The organism is Ramlibacter sp. WS9 (assembly GCF_003797765.1).
GTDB lineage: Bacteria > Pseudomonadota > Gammaproteobacteria > Burkholderiales > Burkholderiaceae_C > Ramlibacter.
Genome location: NZ_RKMB01000017.1, coordinates 1 through 17,732, shown reverse-complemented (window position 1 = coordinate 17,732; position 17,732 = coordinate 1). Strand labels below are relative to the sequence as shown.

Here is a 17,732-nt window from a genome sequence, read left to right as displayed (position 1 = left end):
GGGGAGCTCTACTTTTTCCAGATCTTCTTGTAGGCCTCGCGGTACCCGTTATCCGGGTCGAAGCTGTTCTTCGGGCCGCCATCGAAGACGATGGTCTGCGGCGTCACCAGATGCACGGGCGTCATGTAACCGCTGGGTGGCTGGCCGGCGATGGCGCGATTGAGTTCGTCCACCGCCTGCCACCCATGCAGGTTCAGCGGCTCGGGCACGGTACCGGCCTGGAACTGGCTCTTGCGGATGCGGGCATATGCCGACTCGGACCCGTCGCCGCCCGAGAGATTGACCAGCCGCTTGCCCGCAGTGCCAGCCGCTGCCAGTGTGGGCCCCATGAAGTCGAAGTACAGGTCGTTGATGCCCAGCGAATGCGTCCACTTGTCGCCATATTTCTGCAGCAGCGCCGCCGTCAGGCCGGGCATCCGCTTGGAGGTGTCGGCCAGCGGCGTGTCCTCGATGCCCAGCAGCGTGCAGCCCTTGCAGTTGCGGATGACCTCGGCCATGGCGTCCGACTTGGCGATCGCGACCGAGTAGGCCGAGTCGGTGAAGATCACCACGCCCGCCTTGCCTTTGGACTCCATCACCGCATAGAGCGCGGCGATGTCGGCCACGTCCTGCGCCTTGGTCGTGACGTTGTAGAACAGGCCGTTGTTGCCGGTGGCCTCGCGGCCGGCATGCCAGCCGACAACAGGCACCTTGTTCCTCGCGGCTTCGCGCAGCGCTGTTGCCTGCTCCTCGGCATCGAAGCCGCCCAGCACGATGCCGTCCGGTTTGACGGTCAATGCCTGGTTCATGGCGGCCGTGCGGCCCTGCACGCTGCCCTGGCCGTCGAGGATACGCAGTTGCCAGCCGATGGCTTTGGTTGCTTCCTCGACGCCCTTGGAGACGCCGACGATGCCGCCATTCTTCATGTCGGCCGCGATGAAGATCACGGTCTTTCCGGGCTGCGCCTTGGGCCCGGTCGTCGGACCATCCCACACCTTCTTGCGAGCCAACGCGGCGAGCACCTTTCGCTCGGTGTCGCGCGCGGAGCTGTCGCGCAATGGGGTGCCATCGGCGGGGGCCGTGACGGTGGCTTTGTCCTTTTTCTGGGAAGCCGCGGCCGGCTGCTGTTGCGCCGCCGCCGGCAATGAGAGCAACAGGCCTGCCAGCAGGCCGCCGGCGAGCGTAAGACGCGAAAACAATGAATGCATGTGAGTCTCCATGAACGTGAACACTCGGCCCCGCACTGCAGCCGCGGATCGACAGAGCCCCAAACCGTGAGGCGCGGGTCTACGGGCGCGAAACTACTTCCAGATCTTCTTGTAGGCGTCGCGGTAGCCGTTGTCCGGGTCGAAACTGTTCTTCGGCCCGCCGTCCCCCTTGATGTTGTCGGCCGTGACCAGGTGCACGGGCGTCGAATAGCCGCTGGCCTTCTGCCCGGCGAGCGCGCGGTTGATCTCGTCGACCATCTGCCAGCCGTGCAGGTTCAGCGGCTCCGGCACGGTGCCGGCCTGGAAGCGGTTGTTGCGGATGCGCTGGTAGGCCGATTCGGAACCGTCGCCGCCCGACAGGTTCTTCAGGTCCTTGGCCGTGCCGCCGGCGGATTGCAGCGTGGGGCCCATGAAGTCGAAGTACAGGTCATTGATGCCCAGCGAGTGCGTCCACTTGGCGCCATGGCGCTGGATCAGCGACGTGGTGAGCTGCGGCATGCGGTTGGAGGTGTCGGCCAGCGGCGTGTCTTCGATGCCCAGCAGCGTGCAGCCCACGCACTTCTTGATGACCTCGGCCATGGCGTTGGACTTGGCGATGGCGACCGCGTAAGCCGAATCGGTGAACACGACCACACCGGCCTTGCCGTTGGACGTCGCGACTGCGTGCAGCGCTGCGATCTCGGCCACGTCCTGCGCGTTGGTGGTCACGTTGAAGAACATGCCGTCCACCGCGCCCGCTTCTTTGGCGGCGTGCCAGCCGACGACGGGAATCTTGCTTTCGGTCGCGGCCTTCACGCCCGTGGCCTGCTCCTTGGCGTCGAAGCCGCCCAGCAGGATGCCCACCGGCTTGAGAGCGATGGCCTGGTTGAAGGCCGCGGTGCGGCCCTGCACCGAACCCTGGCCGTCGAGCACGCGCACCTTCCAGCCGATGGCCTTGGCAGCTTCTTCAACGCCCTTGGACACGCCGAGCACGCCGCCGTTGCGCATGTCGGAGGCGACGAAGACGATGGTCTTGTCGGCCACGGCCTTGGGGCCGGTGGTGGGGCCATCCCACTTGGTTTTGGAAGCGGTGGCCGCCGTCACCTTCTGCTTGGCGAGTGCCAGGAAGTCGTCGGCGTGGGCCATGCCGGCCAAGCCGGCCAGGCCAACAGCTGCGATGGCCGCCGTCAGGGCGCGGCGCGTGAAATGGAATCCGTTCTTCATCTTCTTGTCTCCGTGAATTGCCTCGACGAGGCGGTTTGTCAAACGGTGCCGGCTGACTGCGCCGGCACCGAGGGGGTTGGGGAAGCGGCCATCTGCTGCTGCGCGATGCGCCGGCGGATCGACTGGCCGCGCCTGCGCTGCGCATAGCCCGCGATGCCGATGGACACCAATAAGGTCAGGCCGTTGAACAGCGGCTCGACGAAGAAGGCGCCGCCGAATTGCTGGATGCCCGAGATGCCGACGGCCAGGATTGCCACGCCGACCAGCGTGCCCCAGACGTTGACGCGCCCGGGCCGGATGGTCGTAGAGCCCAGGAAGGCGCCGACCAGGGCCGGCAGCAGGAACTCCAGGCCCACGCCCGCCTGGCCGATCTGTAGGCGCGAGGCCAGCACCACACCGGCGAAGGCCGACAGCGTGCCCGATGCGACGAACGCGCCCATCACGCACTTCTGCAGCGGGATGCCGTTGAGCACGGCTGCCTTCGGGTTGGAGCCGATCACGTACAGCGCGCGGCCGATGGGCATGTGCTCGCTGACGATCCACATCGCCAGCGCGATCGCCAGCACGTAGAAGGCCGTGACGGGCAAGCCGAACAACTCGCCGCCCGCGATGGCAAGAAAACCGTTGGGCAGGTCGCCCAGCACTTGCCGGCCGCCGCTGTGCCACAGAGCGATGGCGTACAGCACGGTGCCTGTGCCCAGCGTCGCGATGAAGGAATCGATCTGCGCCTGTTCCACCAGCACGCCGTTGAGCAGGCCGAACAACGCGCCGCACATCAGCACGATGGCCACGGCCACCGGCCAGGACAGCCCGAACTGCGTCTGCAAACTGATCGCCAGGATGTGCCACAGCACGATGCCGTAGCCCACCGTCAGGTCGATCTTGCCCGTCATCATCGGGATGGTTGCGGCCAAGGCCAGCAAGGCGATCACGGACTTGTCGGCGAGAATCGAACGCAGGTTGAACAGCGTCGGGAAAGACTGCGGCAACAGCAGCGAAAACAGCACGATGAGCGCCACGGTGAGCACGGGCAGGCCATACACCGGCAGGTACTGGCCCAGGCGCGCGATGCCGCGCACGGCGCCGTCGAAAGAGGGATCGGGCTCGAGCGCCGTCGCCTTGATGGATGTGGTCATGTCTCTTGCTCTTCTTTGGAGTTGGGAAGCGGTGAACCCTGGCCCGACGCGGCCACGAGCAAACCGCCGATGCTGAGCCGCTCACCGCTGAGTTCGTCGGCCACCAGGCCGTCGCGGAACACCAGGGCACGGTTGCAGACGTTGGCGATCTCTTCGAAATCGGTGGAGACCACCAGCACGCACACGCCGGCTTCGGCCTGCTGGCGCAGGATTTCGTAAATCTGCCGCTTGGCGCCCACATCGACACCGGCCGTGGGCTCTTCGAGGATCAGCAGCGGCTTGTTCAGGTGCATCCAGCGCGCCAGCACCACCTTCTGCTGGTTGCCGCCGCTGAGGGTCTGCACGTCGGCTTGGGGCGCCGGCGGGTTCACGTCGAAGCGCTGGATCAGCGCCTGCGCCTGCGCACTCTCGGCGCCGCGCGAGAGCCGCGCCATCAGCCGGCCGAAGATCAGGGCCGGGTGCGGGAACAGGTTTTCCTTGACGGTGAGCGAGCCCGCGAGGTTTTCTTCCAGCCGGTCGGCAGCTACCAAGGCGATGCCGAGCGCGACGGCCTGGGCCGGATTGCGCGGGCGGACGACTTCACCATTGAGCCGCACAGTGCCCCGCGCGATCTCGGCCAGACCAAACAGCGCGCGGCTCACCGCTTCGTGGCCGGCGCCACGCAGGCCGATCAGGCCCAGCACCTCGCCCTTGTGGGCTGTGAACGTCACCGGCCCGGCATTGGCGGTGTAGACGCCCTCCAGCCGCAGCAGCTCCTCGCCACCATGCGTGCGCGCCTTGACCGCAGAACCTTCGAACTTGCGGCCGATGATCAGTTCCACCAGTTCATGCTCAGTGGCCTGCGCGGTCTGGCGCACGCCGACCAGCTTGCCGTCGCGCATGACGGCGGCACGGTCGGAGATGTCCATGATCTCGTCGAGCCGGTGCGAGACGTAGATCATCGCCACGCCCATGCCGCGCAGTTTGCGCAGCAGCGCGAACATGCGCTGCACGTCGGCCATCGGCAGGCTCGCGGTCGGCTCGTCCAGCACCAGGACTTTGGCTTTCGTTTCCAGGGCGCGGCCGATGGCCAGCAGCGACTTCTCGGCACGCGTGAGCGTGAAGACGCGCCGGCGCGGATCGATGTCGCAACCCACGTGTTCCAGCACGCGCCGCGCCAAGGCGTCGGCCTCGCGCCAGTCGATGCGGCCCAGCCGCATGGGGAAACCCATGCCCAGCGCCACGTTCTCAGCCACGGTCATCCACTCCACCAGGCCCAGGTCCTGGTGTATGAAGGCCATAGGAATGTCGGCCTTGGGCCGGGCGCGCCATTCGTGCTCGCCCATGCCCAGCAGTTCCACGCTGCCGGTGTCCTGCCGCACCACGCCGGCCAAAATCTTGATGAGCGTGGACTTGCCCGCGCCGTTTTCGCCCAGCAGCGCGAGGATTTCGCCGGCATGCAGGTCGAGCGACACCGCGTCGACAGCCTGAGTGCCACCGAAGCGCTTGCCCAGGTTCTGGATGCGAAGTACGGGATCGGCGCTCACAGCATCACCACCCGGGACACGTCGGGCTCGCGCTGCGTCCCGATGAAACGCTCGAACGCCAGCGTTTCCATGTTGAAGTAGCCCAGCTTGTCGTTGTCCTGGCTCACGAAGGCCAGCGGCTTGCTCGGGTGGTAGCTGAGCGCGATGGCGCGTGCCTCCATCTTGATGTGCGCGGTTTCTTTCAGGGTTGCCGGGTCCAGAACCGACAGGCTGCGTTCGCCGTAATTGGTGGCGACGAGGCGCCCGCTCGCATGCAGGTACAACCGCGTTGCGTCGTCGCGAGACGGCGCGCTGTACTTCACCTGCATGCTGTCCGTGTCGATGGCGCACAGCGTGTTGCTCCAGCGGCAGGTGACGTAGAGCGTCTTCTCGTCGTCGCTCAGCGCGTAGCCTTCGGGCTTCTCGCCGGGCGAACAGGCCACGGGTGTGAACGTTGCGTCGTGGGGGCGGATCTTGGTCACCGTGTGCGAGAGCAAGTTCATCGCATAGGCCGTCTGGCCGTCGCGCGTCAGGGCGAACAGGTGGCTCTTGACGCCGCCTGTGGGCACGGCGCGGCGCGGCGCAGAGTCGGTCTCTGGCTGGTCCAGCACCACCAGCTGCGCCTTCTCCTCGCTCAGCGCGTACAGGCGGCCGTGCGAGTCCATCTGCATGCCGTGCAAGCGGTTGAAAGGCGCGATGTCGATGGTGCGCGCGAGCTTGCGCTGGGCCAGGTCGATCTGGAAGATGCTGGTGCCGCCCGCACCCGGATGGCCGGACGTTTCCACGCCGTAGTGGCCGACGTACGCATAGCGGCTGGCCGCATCGACCACGAATTCGTGCGGGAACTCCGGCAAACCAATGCTGTGCAGCCGCTCGCCGCTGGCGATGTCGTAGTAGCTGAAGCAGTGGCTGCACTTTTCCACGAGCAGAAGGATTTCTCGCGTCATGCGGGTTGCGCTCCTTGAGTGTTCAGGGTGATGCGGTAGAGCGAGCTGCTGGCCGCGATGAAAAGCTGGTTGTGTTCGGGCCCGCCGAAGCACAGGTTGCCCACCTTTTCGGGCACGCGGATCTTGGCCAGGCGGGAGCCATCGGGGTGAAACACCTGGACGCTGTCTTCGCTGCTGGTGTAGACCCAGCCCTGCGCGTCCAGCCTGAAGCCATCGGCCAGGCCCGGCTCGATCACCGCGAAGACGCGCGGATTCAGCAGAACGTTGCCGGCGACATCGAATACGACGATGTGGTGGTTGCCGCCGTCGTCACTGCGCAGCGCCGCCGACGTGTCGCTGACGTACAGCAGCGACTCGTCGGGTGAGAACGCCAGGCCGTTGGGTTCTTCGATGAAGTCGCTGGCGATCGCGAGCTCTCGTGTCGCCAGGTCATAGCGAAAGACGTGGTTGGCGCCCAGTTCGCTTTCAGCCCGATGCCCCTCGCGGTCGCTCGCGATGCCGTAGGGCGGATCGGTGAACCAGATCGTGCCGTCGCGCTTGACCACGATGTCGTTGGGCGAATTCAGGCGTTTGCCCCGGTAGCGGTCCACCACGATTTCATCGGGTGTGGCGGGCAGGACGCGCCCGCCCACCATCGGCGTGCGCGCGATGGCGCGCAGCCCGTGCGAGCAATGCAGCAGGTCGCCATTGCGGTCGCGCGTGTGGCCGTTGGTGAACTCCACGCCCTCGCGCCACACCGTCATGCCGTCACGCTCCGACCACCGCAGCATGCGGTTGTTCGGGATGTCGCTCCACAGCACGGCGTCTTCCTCGGCCAGCCACACCGGCCCTTCGCTCCAGACCGCGCCGGTGCACAAGCGCTCCAGGCTTGCGCCTTCGGCCACGGGGGCGAAACGGTCGTCGAGGATGTCGATCATGGCCGTCTTCAAGCCAACGTGTATGCCGTCTTCACCGTGGTGAAGAATTCCTGCGCGTAGCGGCCCTGCTCGCGCGGCCCATAGCTGGAACCCTTGCGGCCGCCGAACGGCACGTGGTAGTCCACCCCGGCAGTGGGCAGGTTGACCATCACCATGCCCGCCTGGCTGTGGCGCTTGAAATGCGTGGCGTACTTCAGGCTGGTGGTGGCGATGCCTGCGGACAGGCCGAACGGCGTGTCGTTGGCCATGGCCAGGGCCTCGTCGTAGTTCTTGACGCGGATGACGCTGGCCACCGGCCCGAACACCTCTTCGCGGTTGATCGTCATCGCTGCGGTCGTTTCGGTGACCAGCGCCGGCAATTGGTAGAAACCGCGTGTCGCGCGCTCCACCGCTTCTCCGCCGACGACGTTGCCGCCCTCTTCGCGCGCCTTGGCGACATACCCCAGGTTGCCGGCGAGTTGGCGTTCGTCCACCACCGGGCCGATGTCGGTGCCCGGCAGCACCGCGTTGTCGATCTTGAGCTTGGCCATCTTCCCCAGCACCGCGCCCACGAAGGCGTCGTGGACGCCCTCGGTCACGATGATGCGGCTCGACGCGGTGCAGCGCTGCCCGGTGGAAAAGTACGCGCTTTGCACCGCGGCGTTCACGGCCACGTCCAGGTCGGCGTCGTCAAGCACGATCATCGGGTTCTTGCCGCCCATCTCGCACTGCATCTTGGCCTGGCGCGCGGCGCAGGCGGCGATGATGCGCTGCCCCGTGGCCTGGGACCCGGTGAAGCTGATGGCATCCACCTGCGGCGAGTTGACGAAGGTATTGCCCACCTTGGAGCCTGGGCCCATCACCAGGTTGAACACGCCCTTGGGCAGGGCCGTGCGGCTCAGGATTTCGGCGATCGTCCAAGCACAGCCGGGCACCAGCTCAGCCGGTTTGAACACCACGCAGTTGCCGTAGGCCAGCGCCGGTGCGATCTTCCAGGCGGGGATGGCGATCGGGAAGTTCCACGGCGTGATCAAGCCGACGACGCCGACCGGCTCGCGCGACATCTCCACGCCCACGCCCGGCCGCACCGAAGGCAGCGACTCGCCGCCGACCCGCAGCGCCTCGCCGGCGAAGAACTTGAAGATCATCGCGGCACGCACGGTTTCGCCGATGCCTTCAGGCAAAGTCTTGCCCTCCTCCCGCGACAGCAGCCTGCCGATCTCGTCCTTGCGCGCCAGAATCTCGTTGCCCACCGCGTCCAGCACATCGAAGCGCTGCTGCGGCGTCGAGAACGCCCAACGCGGAATGGCCGAGCGCGCTGCCGCGATGGCGGCCTCCGCATGCGCCTGGTTACCCTGCGCGTACAGGCCGATCACGTCTGAGGTGTCGGAGGGATTGATGTTGGGCGCTTCGGCAACGCCGGCCACCCATTCACCGTTGATGTAGTTCTTGAAGTTGTTCATGAGGCGCATTCAGCCGTAGTGGCTGTTGTGGTTGTTGTTGTCGTCGTCGTGTCGATCCGGTAGAAGCGCAGCGCGTTGCCGCCCATGACGGCGCAGCGCTGTTCCAGTGGCAAACCGTCCAGCATGCGCAGCATTCCCTGGACCAGGGGCCCGTACCCGATGCGCAGCCCCGCGACGGGAAAGTTGCTGGCGAACATGCAGCGCTCCCAGCCGAAGATGGCAAGCGTTTCGCGGACGACATAGGCGTTGTCTTCCCAGCTCCACGGCCGGTCGCGCAACCCGAACTCCGACAGCTTCACGTGCACGTTGGGTTGCCGCGCGAGCACGGCCATTGCGTCGCGCCAGTGCTTCAGGCCCTGCTCGCTGCGGTCCCAGGCAAAGCCGTGGTGGTTCAGCACGATGGGCAGCTTGGGAAGCTGCGCCGCAACCTCCGCCGCTTCGGCCAGGTGCCAATACGGAACACGCAGGTCCCAGCTCAGGCCCAGTCGCGGCAACAGTGCCAGGCCACGCAGCCAGTTGTCGTCCTGCATCGTGCCGCGCTGCCCCTGGACCGATTCATCCGGCGACGAGGAGGTCACCGGTTTGCTGCGGATACCACGCACCAGGGGAAACTTCAGGTGTTCCCGCAGGCGCTCCTCCGTCTCGGGCTGGTCCAGCCAGGCATGCGCGACGATGGCATTCGGAAAACCGTGCGCCGCATGCTGCTCGTGCAGCCAGGCGGTCTCGGCAACCTGTTCAGCACGGTCGCGCTCGGCTTCCACATGCACCGTCGCCAAAACGTCGCAGCCGCCCGCGGCCGCACAGAAGTCCGCGGGAAGGAAGTTGGTGCACAGCGGCCGGTAGTCGCCGAGGAAGAACTTGTCCGCGTCGTAGTCCTGCTGCAACCAGGGATAGCGCCCGCGCGACAGATCCCACAGGTGATGGTGCGCGTCGACGATCTGCATGTCACTGGATCCAGGCGTAGGACGAATCGGGCTCGCGCAGCGTGGCGATCTGCTGCTCGAACTCGAAGGTGTCCAGGTTCAGCCGCCGCACTTTCTCGTCCTGGAATGAGATGAAGGCCGCGCGCTCGGTCGGGTGGAACGACAGGGCCAGCGGATTGGCCGGCAGTTCCACGCAGCGCCGCTCCTTCAGGTTGGTGTCGAACACCGACAGGCTCTGCTCGCCCGAGTTGGTGGCCAGGAGCCGGTCGCGGCCTTCGCTGTCCGTCGTGCGATAGACGCGATTCGGGTCGCGCCGGGTCTTGCCGCCGGCCACCACCTTCATGGTCGCGGTGTCGATCGCCACAATGGTGTCGTCGCCGCGGTTGGCCACGTAGAGCAACGACTCGTCCGACGACAGCACGTTGCCCTCGGGCGTAGGCCCGGGGACCACGGCGACGGGCTGGAACGCCGGGTCGTTGGGCTTGATCTTGGTGACGGTGTTCGACAGCAGGTTCAATGCGTAAGCGGTTTCCGCGTCCCGCGTCAACGCGAACAAGTGGGTCTTGTGGCCGCCGCTCGCCACGGCGAGGTCCGGCACCTGGCGGGCCAGCGGGTCGGAGAAGCGCAGCAGCGTGTTGTGCGCCTCGGACATCACGAACAGGCGGCCCTGCCCGTCCACGTGCAGGCCGTGGGGCCGGTAGAAGGGCCAGAGGTTGAGCGTGTCCACGTGCTCGCGCGCTTCGAGGTCGATGACGAAGACGGAGTGGCCGCCCATGTCACCGAGGTGGTTGGCCGTCTCGATGCCGTAGTGGCCGACGTAGGCGAGCTTGCGCACCGGATCGACGGTGAACTCGTGCGGAAAATTCGGCAGCACGATGTGTTTTTCCGGCTGGCCGGTGGCCAAATCGTAGAAGCTGAAGGTATGGGCGCATTTCTGCACCAGCAACAAGGTTTCGCGGGATGTGGGGTCGGTCATGGAATTCATGGCTGGAATGCTTTAACGGAACCAGCCGGCTGGGACCATCACCAATTGGGGAAACAGGACGAACAGGAACATCAGCGTGGTCTGCGCCAGCAGGAACGGCCAGACACCCTTGATCACCGAGTCCAGGCTGACCTTGCCGACGCCGGCGACGACGTTGAGCACCGTGCCCACCGGCGGAGTGAGCAGCCCGATCGCGTTGTTCATGATGAACATCACGCCGAAGTAGATCGGGTCGATGCCGGCCTGCTTGATCACCGGCATCAGGATCGGCGTGAGGATCAGCACCGTGGGCATCAGGTCCAGCGCGGTGCCGACCAGGATCACCAGGATCATGATGACGAACATCAAGGCGATCTTGTTGCCCATGAAGGGCTCCAGGAGCGCGGTGGCCTGCGCCGGGATATCTGCGATGGTGATCAACCAGGCCGACACCAGCGCGCAGGCCACCAGGAACATGACGGTCGCCGAGGTCTTTGCGGAGGTGACCATCAACTCCGGCAGCGCGTGCCACTTGAGCTCGCCGTAGACGAAGCGGCCGACCAGCAATGCATAGACGACGGCAACCACCGCGGCTTCCGTCGGCGTGAACACGCCGACCTTCATGCCGCCGATGATCACGCCGGGCAGGGCCAGCGCCCACACACCGTCCACCAGCGCGCTGCGGAGCTTGCCGAAATCGAACTTCGCGCCGGGTGCGAGCGGCTGCTTCTTGGCGCAGATCCACCAGGTAAACGCCAGCGCCACCGCCATCATCAGGCCCGGGAAGATGCCGGCCAGGAACAGCTTGGTGATCGACACCTGCGCCGCCACACCGAACACCACGAATGCGATCGAGGGCGGGATGATGGGCGCGATGATGCCGCCGGCGGCGATCAATCCGGCCGAGCGCGGCACGTCGTAGCCGGCAGTGCGCATCATGGGGATCAGCAGCGCCGCGACGGCGGCCGTATCGGCCACGGCCGAGCCCGAGATGCTGGCGACGATCACGCAGGCCAGGATGGCCACGTAGCCCAGGCCGCCGCGCACATGCCCCACCAGGGCTTCGGCCACGGTGACGATGCGGCGCGAGAGACCGCCGGCATTCATCAGTTCACCCGCCAGCATGAAGAATGGCACGGCCATCAGCGGGTAGTTGTTGACGCCCTCGAGCAGGTTCTGCGCGAGGATCTGCGTGTCGAAGGTGTTGAGATGCACCATCAGGGCCACGCCGCAGGCCAGCAGCGCGAAGGCGATGGGCATGCCCAGCGCCATGGCGCCCAGCAGCGAGAAGAGGAAGACGGAGATGGTCATGAAAGCGCTCCCCCGATCATTCGACAGCCGCGGCCGCGTTCGGCACCAGCTCTTCGCGCGTCATGCGCCCCGCCAATTGCCGCCACATCGAATGCGCGACCAGCATGGCCATGCCGGCACTGCTGATCAGCAGGCACAGGTAGACCAGGCCCAGGGGCACGTCGGTGACGGGCGCGCGATTGTCCATGCCGATGACGACCTGCTTCCAGGTGCCGTGGGCGAGCAGGACACAGCAGGCGAAGACCAGCGAGTCGGAGGCAAAGCGGCAGACACGCTGGCCGGTCTCGCCCAGCCGGTCGACGACGCTCGACATGCCCAGATGGGCTTTGTCCTTCATCACCACCAGCGCACCGATGAGGGTGAGCCACATGAAGACGAAGCGCGACACTTCCTCTGAAAACACGATGCTTGAGTTGAACGCGTAGCGCAGCACGACGTTGCCGAACACCAGCACCACCATGGTGGCGAGCAAGGCGATGAGCAGCCACTCCACGCCTCGCGTGAGCAGGTTGAACTTCATGGTTGTCTCCGACAGCGGTGTGCTGTTCTTGTTTTTCTGATTACTTGACGGCGTCGACTGCCGCCAGCAGCTCGGGCCCGTTCTTGGTGACGTACGCCTTGCGCACCGTGTCACCGACAATCGCCTTGAACGGCGTGGCGTCGTAGGTCTCCAGCACGGTCATGCCGTTCTTGCGCAGGTCGGCGATGATGCCGGCCTCGTTGCGCTGGTTCGACGCGCGCTGGAACAGCTTGGCGTCGTTGGCGCTTTCCAGCAGCACCTTCTGCAGTTCGGGCTTGAGCGCATCGAACTTCTGCTTGCTGAACACCACCGGCATCGCCGTGAACGCATGCCGCGTCATCGTCAGGTACTTCTGCACCTCGTAGAACTTGGCGGCGTAGGTGATGTCGACCGGATGTTCCTGCGCGTCCACGGCACCCGACTCCAGCGCCTGGTACAACTCACCCAGCGGCATGGGCAGCGGGTTGCTGCCGAGCAGCTTCCACGCCTGGATGTGGATCGGGTTGGGCATGGTGCGGATCTTCAGCCCCTTGACGTCGTCGGGCGTGCGCACCGGCCGGTTCTTGGTGGTGATGGAGCGAAAACCCACTTCCCAGAACGCCAGCTGCTTCAGCCCGTGCGTCTCCAGCTCTTTCGTCAGGCCCTGGCCGATGTCACCGTCGACGGTGCTGTACGCATGCGCCGGGCTGCGGAACAGGAACGGGATGTCCAGCACCTCGTACTTGGAGACCAGCCCCGAGAAGTTGCCGCTGCCCGCCATCATCATGTCGATGGTGCCGCCGCGCACCGCGCCCAGCGTGGTGGAGTCGTTGCCCAGCTGGCTGCTGGGGTAGACCTGCACTTCCAGCTGGCCCTTGCTGCGCTCCTTGACCAGGCGCGCGAACTCCAGCGCGGCCACGTGCTGCGACGCGGTTTCGGGGCCGGCATGGGCAAAGCGGATTTTCGTCGCCTGGGCCTGGGCCGTCAGACCGCCGCAGGCAAGAACGGCGACCAGTGCCAGCTTGAACAGGGTACGTGTCTTCATGTTGTCTGTCTCCAATGTCGTGTTGTGTGATTCAGAGGGATGCGACGCCGCCGGGCGGCAGGGGCTTCTCTCGGTACTCGATTCCGTTGACGAGGGTGGCGCCGAACTCCGGCACGCTGATCTCGAACGCGTCGCCGGCTTGCGTCGCCAATCCGTCGGCGAAAGACAGCGTGGCCGTGCCGAAGAAATGCACGTGCGCGTCGCCGGGCCGCAGGAACTGCGCGTACTTGAAGTGGTGGAACTCCAGGTTCTCCAGCGTGTGGCACATGTTCTTTTCGCCGGAGAGGAACTCCTTCTCCCAGATCACGCGGCCGTTGCGGCGGATGCGGCTGATGCCCGACAGGTGCACCGGTAGCGGCCCGGTGCGCAGCTCGGGCCCGAAGCTGCAGTAGCGCAGCTTCGAATGCGCCAGGTACAGGTAGTTGCGGCGCTCCATCACGTGGTCGGAGAACTCGTTGCCCACCGCGAAGCCAAGGCGATGCGGCGTGCCGTCGGGGCCCACCAGGTAAAGCCCTGCGATCTCCGGCTCTTCCCCCGCGTCCTGCGCGAACTCGGGCACCGGAAAGGCCTGGCCCGGCCGCACGACGATGCCGCCGTCGCCCTTGTAGAACCATTCCGGCTGGGCACCCACCTTGCCGCGCACGGGCTGGCCGCCTTCGACGCCCCACTTGAACATGCGCATGGAGTCGGTGAGTTCTTCCTCCGCAACGCCCGCCTTCTGGTGCATCTTGTCGCGCGTGGCGGCGCTGCCCAGGTGCGTGAGGCCCGTGCCAGACACCAGCAGGTGGGCCGGGTCCGCGTGGTCCAGCGGTGCGAGCACGCGCATCTCGGCCAGCAGGGTTTCGTAGTCGTGCGATGCGCCGGTACCCAGCGCCATGACCTGTTGCTCCAGGCTGCGCTTTTCGGCGATGGCCTGCGTAGCGAGTTCAACCATGGTGGTCGCGCCCTTCACCGCGAGGATGCTGAGGCCTTCCACCACGCCGACCTGGCGCTGGCCCTTGGCCGTTTCGAATTGAATGAGTCGCATCGGGATTACTCGATGATGTTGAAGTTCTTGAGGTGCTTGGTCGACAACGTGAGGCCCAGGCCCGGCAGGTTGTCGTCGAGCTGCAGGTAGCCGTTGTCCGGCTGCGGCTCGCCCTCGAAGATGTAATAGAACAGCTCGTTGCCGACTTCGACGTCGAACACCGGGAAGAACTCCGACATCGGGCTCGCGGTGCTGGCCATCGTCAGGTGGTAGTTGTGCATCTGGCCGGCGTGCGGGATCACGGGCACGCTGTAGGCCTCGGCCATGGCGTTGACCTTCTGCGCGGCCGTGATGCCGCCCACGCGATTCGTGTCGTACTGGATCACGTCCACGGCCCTGCGCTCCAGCAGGTCCTTGAAGCCGTAGCTGGTGAACTCGTGCTCGCCGCCAGAGATCGGGAACGGGCTCATCTTCTTGAGCTCAGCGTAGCCTTCGATGTCATCGGCGATCACCGGCTCTTCCAGCCAGCGCGGATTGAACTCCGCCAGGCGCGGGATCATGCGGCGGGCGTACTCCAGTGTCCAGCCCATGTAGCACTCCAGCATGATGTCGACCTCGTCGCCCACCAATTCGCGCAACAGGCGGACCTGCTCGAGGTTCTTCTTCATGCCGGCGGGGCCGTCCTTCGGGCCGTAGCCGAAGCGCATCTTCATCGCGGTGAAGCCCTGGTCCAGGTAGCCCTTGGCTTCGGCCAGGAAGGCGTCGCGGTTGTCGTTGTTATAGAGCTTGGATGCGTAGCACCAGATCTTTTCCTTGGTGCGCCCGCCCAGCAGCTTGAACACGGGCTTGCCGACGGCCTTGCCCATCAGGTCCCACAGCGCGATGTCCACCGCGGAGATCGCGGCCATGCCGATGCCCTTGCGGCCCCATGCATGCGTGCGGCGGTACATCTTCTGCCACAGGTATTCGTTGTCGAACGGGTCCTCGCCAATGACGACGGGGGCGAGGTACTGGTCGACAATTTCCTTGGCCACGCGCGGAGCCAGGGCGCAGTTGCCCAGGCCGACCAGGCCCGTGTCGGTTTCGACTTCGACGACCAGCCAGCCGTGAAAGCGGAACGAGCCCATGGCGTCGCCGCGCTCGAACAGGATGTCGGTGGCGTTGGTGCAGAAGTGCGCCTGCGGGGGAACGACGGTTCCCTTCCATTCGAATACGCGGGCGCGGACCTGGGTGATCTTCAATTCATTTCTCCTGGATTAAGCGGGTTGGGTGGCGGGGCGCTCTTCGCGCCGCGTCCGGTGATGGATGCCCATGCGACAGGCCACGTCGAAGGCCTGGGCCATCGCGCCGACGTTGGCGATGCCTTTCTGGCTGATGTCGAACGCGGTACCGTGGGCGGGTGTGACGATGGGGATGGGCAGGCCGCCCTGCACGGTGACGCCGCGCGAGAAGCCCATCAGCTTGATCGCTATCTGGCCCTGGTCGTGGTACATGGTGACGATGGCGTCGTACTGGCGCTGGTGCGGCTCGCCCTGCACCTTGAGGAAGATGGTGTCGGCCGGGAACGGGCCTTCGGCATTCAGGCCAGCGGCACGCGCGGTCTGCACTGCCGGTGCGATCAGGTCGATCTCTTCGCGGCCGAAGCTGCCGTTGTCGCCGTTGTGCGGGTTGAGGCCGCACACACCGATTCGTGGAGTCGCAATGCCGAAGCGCTGCAGCCCGTCGTGGATCAGACGGATCGCATCGACGATGCCGGCTTGCGTGATGAGGCTCGGCACGTCCTTGATCGCCACATGCGAGGTAACGCGCGAAGTCCACAGTCCATCCAGCGTGTTGAATTCGCAGAACGGGCCTTCGTGGCCCAGGTACTGCGCGAACCAGTGCAGTTCGTCGTTGTGGTCCATGCCAGCCAGATGCAGCGAGGTCTTGTTCAGCGGTGCGAACAGGACGGCGTCGGCCAAGCCATTGCGCGTGAGGTCCATCGCGGCCGCCAGCGTGCGCAGGGTGTGGGCGCCGCCTTCCTTCGTCGCAACCGAGCGCTTGAACGCCAGCCCCGCGGGGCGCGGCAGCGGCAGCAGTACGGGCACGCCTGCCTCGAAGCGAACATGTTCGGCCGACGACGCGGTGAGGTAGTCGAATCGCAGGCCGGCGATCTTCATGCCGTGCTCGAGTTCGTCACGGTCGTCGACCAGGAAGATGTCTGCGCGCTGGCGGTTCGTTTCGTCGGCCAGCAGGCGAGCCACCAGCTCGGGGCCGATGCCGGCGGGGTCGCCCAGCAGCAATGCAATACGCGGTTTCATGTCGGTTTCCTTCACGCTCAGTCGACCTTGAGGTTGTTGTCTTTGATCAGCTTGCCGTAGCGCTTGAACTCGCTGGCCTGGAATTCGGCGAATGCCGCCTGGCTCAGGCGGCCCGGCTCGGCGCCGGCGGCTTCCAGCTTCTTGATGGTGTCGGGCATCGCCAGGATGGCCGTGACTTCCTTGTGCAGCTGCTCCTGGATGGCCCTGGGCGTCGCGGCCGGCGCATAGATGCCGTACCAGGCCGAAACCTGCAGGGCCGGCAGCCCGGCCTCGGCCATCGTCGGCACGTCGGGCAACAGCGGCGAGCGTTTGGAGCCCGTGACGGCCAGCGCGCGCAGCTTGCCGGCCTGGATCTGCCCGATGACCGAAGGCATGGTGTCGAAACTCAGCTGGGTCTGGCCGCCGATCAGGTCGACCAGCGCCGGGCCGGAGCCGCGATACGGGATGTGCGTGATGAAAGTGCCCGTCAATTGCTTGAACGATTCGCCTGCGATGTGCTGCGTGCTGCCCGAACCCGAGGAGGCATAGGACAGCTTGCCCGGCTGTGCCTTGGCCAGCGCGACCAGTTCCTTCACCGACTTGGCCGCCACCGCGTTGTTGACCACGAGCACGTTCGGCACGTTGGATACGAGCGCGATCGGCGCCAGGTCCTTGTTGACGTCGAAATTCAGCTTGTAGAGATGCGGCGCGATGGCCTGGGACGTGACCACGCCCATCAGCAGCGTGTGGCCGTCGGCCGGCGATTTGGCGGCCACGTCGGCGGCCAGGGTGTTGGAAACGCCAGGACGGTTTTCCACCACCACCGGGTTCTTGAGGTCGATGGCGAGCTTGTCGCCGATAACCCGCGCCATCAGATCGGTCCCGCCGCCAGGCGCTGATCCCACCAGCATCCGGATGGGCTTGCTGGGATAGGTCTGGGCCTGCGCGGTGGCCGCGAACACACCCAACGCAAGGGCTAGGAACTTGAACAACATACTGCTTGTCTCCTGTTTATGGACGCAAGCTTAGGCAGCCACGCAATAACGATCCACTGAATAATTGGAAAATCTTGATAACCAAATAGAATCGCTTTCATGACCGGTGTTCCACCCCGATTGCGCTTCATGCGGCTGCGCCACTGCGAGATCCTCGTGGCGCTGAATGACCTCGGCAATCTGCGCAAGGCCGCGGAGCAGCTCGCGATTTCGCAGCCCGCCGTCACCAAGGCGCTGCAGGAGATCGAGTCGCAGATGGGCGCCACGCTGTTCGAGCGCCACCCGAAAGGCGTAACAGCGACGCAGGTCGGCTCCGCCGCCGTGCAGCACGCGCGCCTGGCCATCAGCGAGAGCCAGCGCCTGCAGGAAACGCTGGACGGCTTGCAGGCCGGGCACATCGGGCGGGTACGGG

At 65.7% G+C, this 17,732-nt stretch carries 17 protein-coding genes; 1 reads left to right on the top strand and 16 read right to left on the bottom strand.

Translation table 11 applies throughout. The features are described 5' to 3' along the window. Positions 1 to 8: 8 nt before the first annotated feature. The 16 genes from EEB15_RS22100 to EEB15_RS22025 all read right to left on the bottom strand — a co-directional run bounded on the left by EEB15_RS22100 (position 9) and on the right by EEB15_RS22025 (position 17,320). Positions 9 to 1,187, bottom strand: a complete 1,179-nt coding sequence (locus EEB15_RS22100; RefSeq protein ID WP_141512110.1) for a substrate-binding domain-containing protein — start codon at positions 1,185 to 1,187, stop codon at positions 9 to 11. Between the two features lie 93 nt (positions 1,188 to 1,280). Continuing rightward, complete coding sequence (locus EEB15_RS22095) at positions 1,281 to 2,390, bottom strand: substrate-binding domain-containing protein (RefSeq protein WP_199236596.1); 1,110 nt, start codon at positions 2,388 to 2,390, stop codon at positions 1,281 to 1,283. A 38-nt stretch (positions 2,391 to 2,428) separates the two neighbouring features. Further along, complete coding sequence (locus EEB15_RS22090) at positions 2,429 to 3,526, bottom strand: ABC transporter permease (protein ID WP_141512109.1); 1,098 nt, start codon at positions 3,524 to 3,526, stop codon at positions 2,429 to 2,431. Further along, positions 3,523 to 5,052 (bottom strand): sugar ABC transporter ATP-binding protein, encoded by a 1,530-nt coding sequence (locus tag EEB15_RS22085; RefSeq protein ID WP_141512108.1) that lies wholly within the window; start codon positions 5,050 to 5,052, stop codon positions 3,523 to 3,525. The genes EEB15_RS22090 and EEB15_RS22085 overlap by 4 nt, the downstream gene beginning before the upstream one ends. After that, positions 5,049 to 5,978, bottom strand: a complete 930-nt coding sequence (locus EEB15_RS22080; protein WP_141512107.1) for a YncE family protein — start codon at positions 5,976 to 5,978, stop codon at positions 5,049 to 5,051. Before EEB15_RS22080 ends, EEB15_RS22085 begins: the two co-directional genes overlap by 4 nt. Further along, the gene (locus EEB15_RS22075; RefSeq protein ID WP_141512106.1) at positions 5,975 to 6,895 is read right to left on the bottom strand and encodes an SMP-30/gluconolactonase/LRE family protein; all 921 of its coding nucleotides are present in this window, start codon (positions 6,893 to 6,895) and stop codon (positions 5,975 to 5,977) included. Before EEB15_RS22075 ends, EEB15_RS22080 begins: the two co-directional genes overlap by 4 nt. Positions 6,896 to 6,903: 8 nt before the next feature. Beyond that, positions 6,904 to 8,337 carry an aldehyde dehydrogenase family protein gene (locus EEB15_RS22070; protein WP_141512105.1) on the bottom strand — a complete coding sequence of 478 codons (1,434 nt, stop codon included), beginning with the start codon at positions 8,335 to 8,337 and terminating at the stop codon, positions 6,904 to 6,906. Continuing rightward, the gene (locus EEB15_RS22065) at positions 8,334 to 9,281 is read right to left on the bottom strand and encodes an amidohydrolase (RefSeq protein WP_141512104.1); all 948 of its coding nucleotides are present in this window, start codon (positions 9,279 to 9,281) and stop codon (positions 8,334 to 8,336) included. The genes EEB15_RS22070 and EEB15_RS22065 overlap by 4 nt, the downstream gene beginning before the upstream one ends. Before the next feature lies 1 nt (position 9,282). Further along, complete coding sequence (locus EEB15_RS22060; RefSeq protein ID WP_233259576.1) at positions 9,283 to 10,245, bottom strand: YncE family protein; 963 nt, start codon at positions 10,243 to 10,245, stop codon at positions 9,283 to 9,285. 12 nt (positions 10,246 to 10,257) lie between these two features. Next, positions 10,258 to 11,535 (bottom strand): TRAP transporter large permease, encoded by a 1,278-nt coding sequence (locus tag EEB15_RS22055; RefSeq protein ID WP_141512103.1) that lies wholly within the window; start codon positions 11,533 to 11,535, stop codon positions 10,258 to 10,260. 16 nt (positions 11,536 to 11,551) lie between these two features. After that, positions 11,552 to 12,055: a TRAP transporter small permease gene (locus EEB15_RS22050; RefSeq protein WP_141512102.1), complete on the bottom strand. Its 504-nt coding sequence runs from the start codon at positions 12,053 to 12,055 to the stop codon at positions 11,552 to 11,554. 40 nt (positions 12,056 to 12,095) lie between these two features. After that, a complete protein-coding gene (locus EEB15_RS22045) occupies positions 12,096 to 13,079 on the bottom strand; it encodes a TRAP transporter substrate-binding protein (RefSeq protein WP_141512101.1) in 984 nt (327 codons plus the stop codon). A 31-nt stretch (positions 13,080 to 13,110) separates the two neighbouring features. Next, on the bottom strand, positions 13,111 to 14,106 hold the full coding sequence (gene araD1, locus EEB15_RS22040) for an AraD1 family protein (RefSeq protein ID WP_141512100.1): 996 nt from the start codon (positions 14,104 to 14,106) through the stop codon (positions 13,111 to 13,113). 5 nt (positions 14,107 to 14,111) lie between these two features. Beyond that, positions 14,112 to 15,287: an L-rhamnonate dehydratase gene (locus EEB15_RS22035; RefSeq protein WP_141512099.1), complete on the bottom strand. Its 1,176-nt coding sequence runs from the start codon at positions 15,285 to 15,287 to the stop codon at positions 14,112 to 14,114. A 15-nt stretch (positions 15,288 to 15,302) separates the two neighbouring features. Then, on the bottom strand, positions 15,303 to 16,346 hold the full coding sequence (locus tag EEB15_RS22030; RefSeq protein ID WP_141512098.1) for a 4-hydroxythreonine-4-phosphate dehydrogenase PdxA: 1,044 nt from the start codon (positions 16,344 to 16,346) through the stop codon (positions 15,303 to 15,305). Positions 16,347 to 16,363: 17 nt separating this feature from the next. Continuing rightward, complete coding sequence (locus EEB15_RS22025) at positions 16,364 to 17,320, bottom strand: tripartite tricarboxylate transporter substrate binding protein (RefSeq protein WP_141512097.1); 957 nt, start codon at positions 17,318 to 17,320, stop codon at positions 16,364 to 16,366. Between the two features lie 99 nt (positions 17,321 to 17,419). Here EEB15_RS22025 and EEB15_RS22020 point away from each other — a divergent pair. Next, positions 17,420 to 17,732 (top strand): LysR family transcriptional regulator (locus EEB15_RS22020; RefSeq protein ID WP_141512096.1); only part of this gene is annotated, 313 nt, incomplete at its 3' end.

Excerpts from the sequence above, each read along its gene's own strand:
- EEB15_RS22100 (WP_141512110.1), bottom strand. The coding sequence starts at position 1,187 with ATGCATTCATTGTTTTCGCGTCTTACGCTCGCCGGCGGCCTGCTGGCA.
- EEB15_RS22095 (WP_199236596.1), bottom strand. The coding sequence starts at position 2,390 with ATGAAGAACGGATTCCATTTCACGCGCCGCGCCCTGACGGCGGCCATC.
- EEB15_RS22090 (WP_141512109.1), bottom strand. The coding sequence starts at position 3,526 with ATGACCACATCCATCAAGGCGACGGCGCTCGAGCCCGATCCCTCTTTC.
- EEB15_RS22080 (WP_141512107.1), bottom strand. The coding sequence starts at position 5,978 with ATGACGCGAGAAATCCTTCTGCTCGTGGAAAAGTGCAGCCACTGCTTC.
- EEB15_RS22075 (WP_141512106.1), bottom strand. The coding sequence starts at position 6,895 with ATGATCGACATCCTCGACGACCGTTTCGCCCCCGTGGCCGAAGGCGCA.
- EEB15_RS22070 (WP_141512105.1), bottom strand. The coding sequence starts at position 8,337 with ATGAACAACTTCAAGAACTACATCAACGGTGAATGGGTGGCCGGCGTT.
- EEB15_RS22065 (WP_141512104.1), bottom strand. The coding sequence starts at position 9,281 with ATGCAGATCGTCGACGCGCACCATCACCTGTGGGATCTGTCGCGCGGG.
- EEB15_RS22060 (WP_233259576.1), bottom strand. The coding sequence starts at position 10,245 with ATGAATTCCATGACCGACCCCACATCCCGCGAAACCTTGTTGCTGGTG.
- EEB15_RS22055 (WP_141512103.1), bottom strand. The coding sequence starts at position 11,535 with ATGACCATCTCCGTCTTCCTCTTCTCGCTGCTGGGCGCCATGGCGCTG.
- EEB15_RS22050 (WP_141512102.1), bottom strand. The coding sequence starts at position 12,055 with ATGAAGTTCAACCTGCTCACGCGAGGCGTGGAGTGGCTGCTCATCGCC.
- EEB15_RS22045 (WP_141512101.1), bottom strand. The coding sequence starts at position 13,079 with ATGAAGACACGTACCCTGTTCAAGCTGGCACTGGTCGCCGTTCTTGCC.
- araD1 (WP_141512100.1), bottom strand. The coding sequence starts at position 14,106 with ATGCGACTCATTCAATTCGAAACGGCCAAGGGCCAGCGCCAGGTCGGC.
- EEB15_RS22030 (WP_141512098.1), bottom strand. The coding sequence starts at position 16,346 with ATGAAACCGCGTATTGCATTGCTGCTGGGCGACCCCGCCGGCATCGGC.
- EEB15_RS22025 (WP_141512097.1), bottom strand. The coding sequence starts at position 17,320 with ATGTTGTTCAAGTTCCTAGCCCTTGCGTTGGGTGTGTTCGCGGCCACC.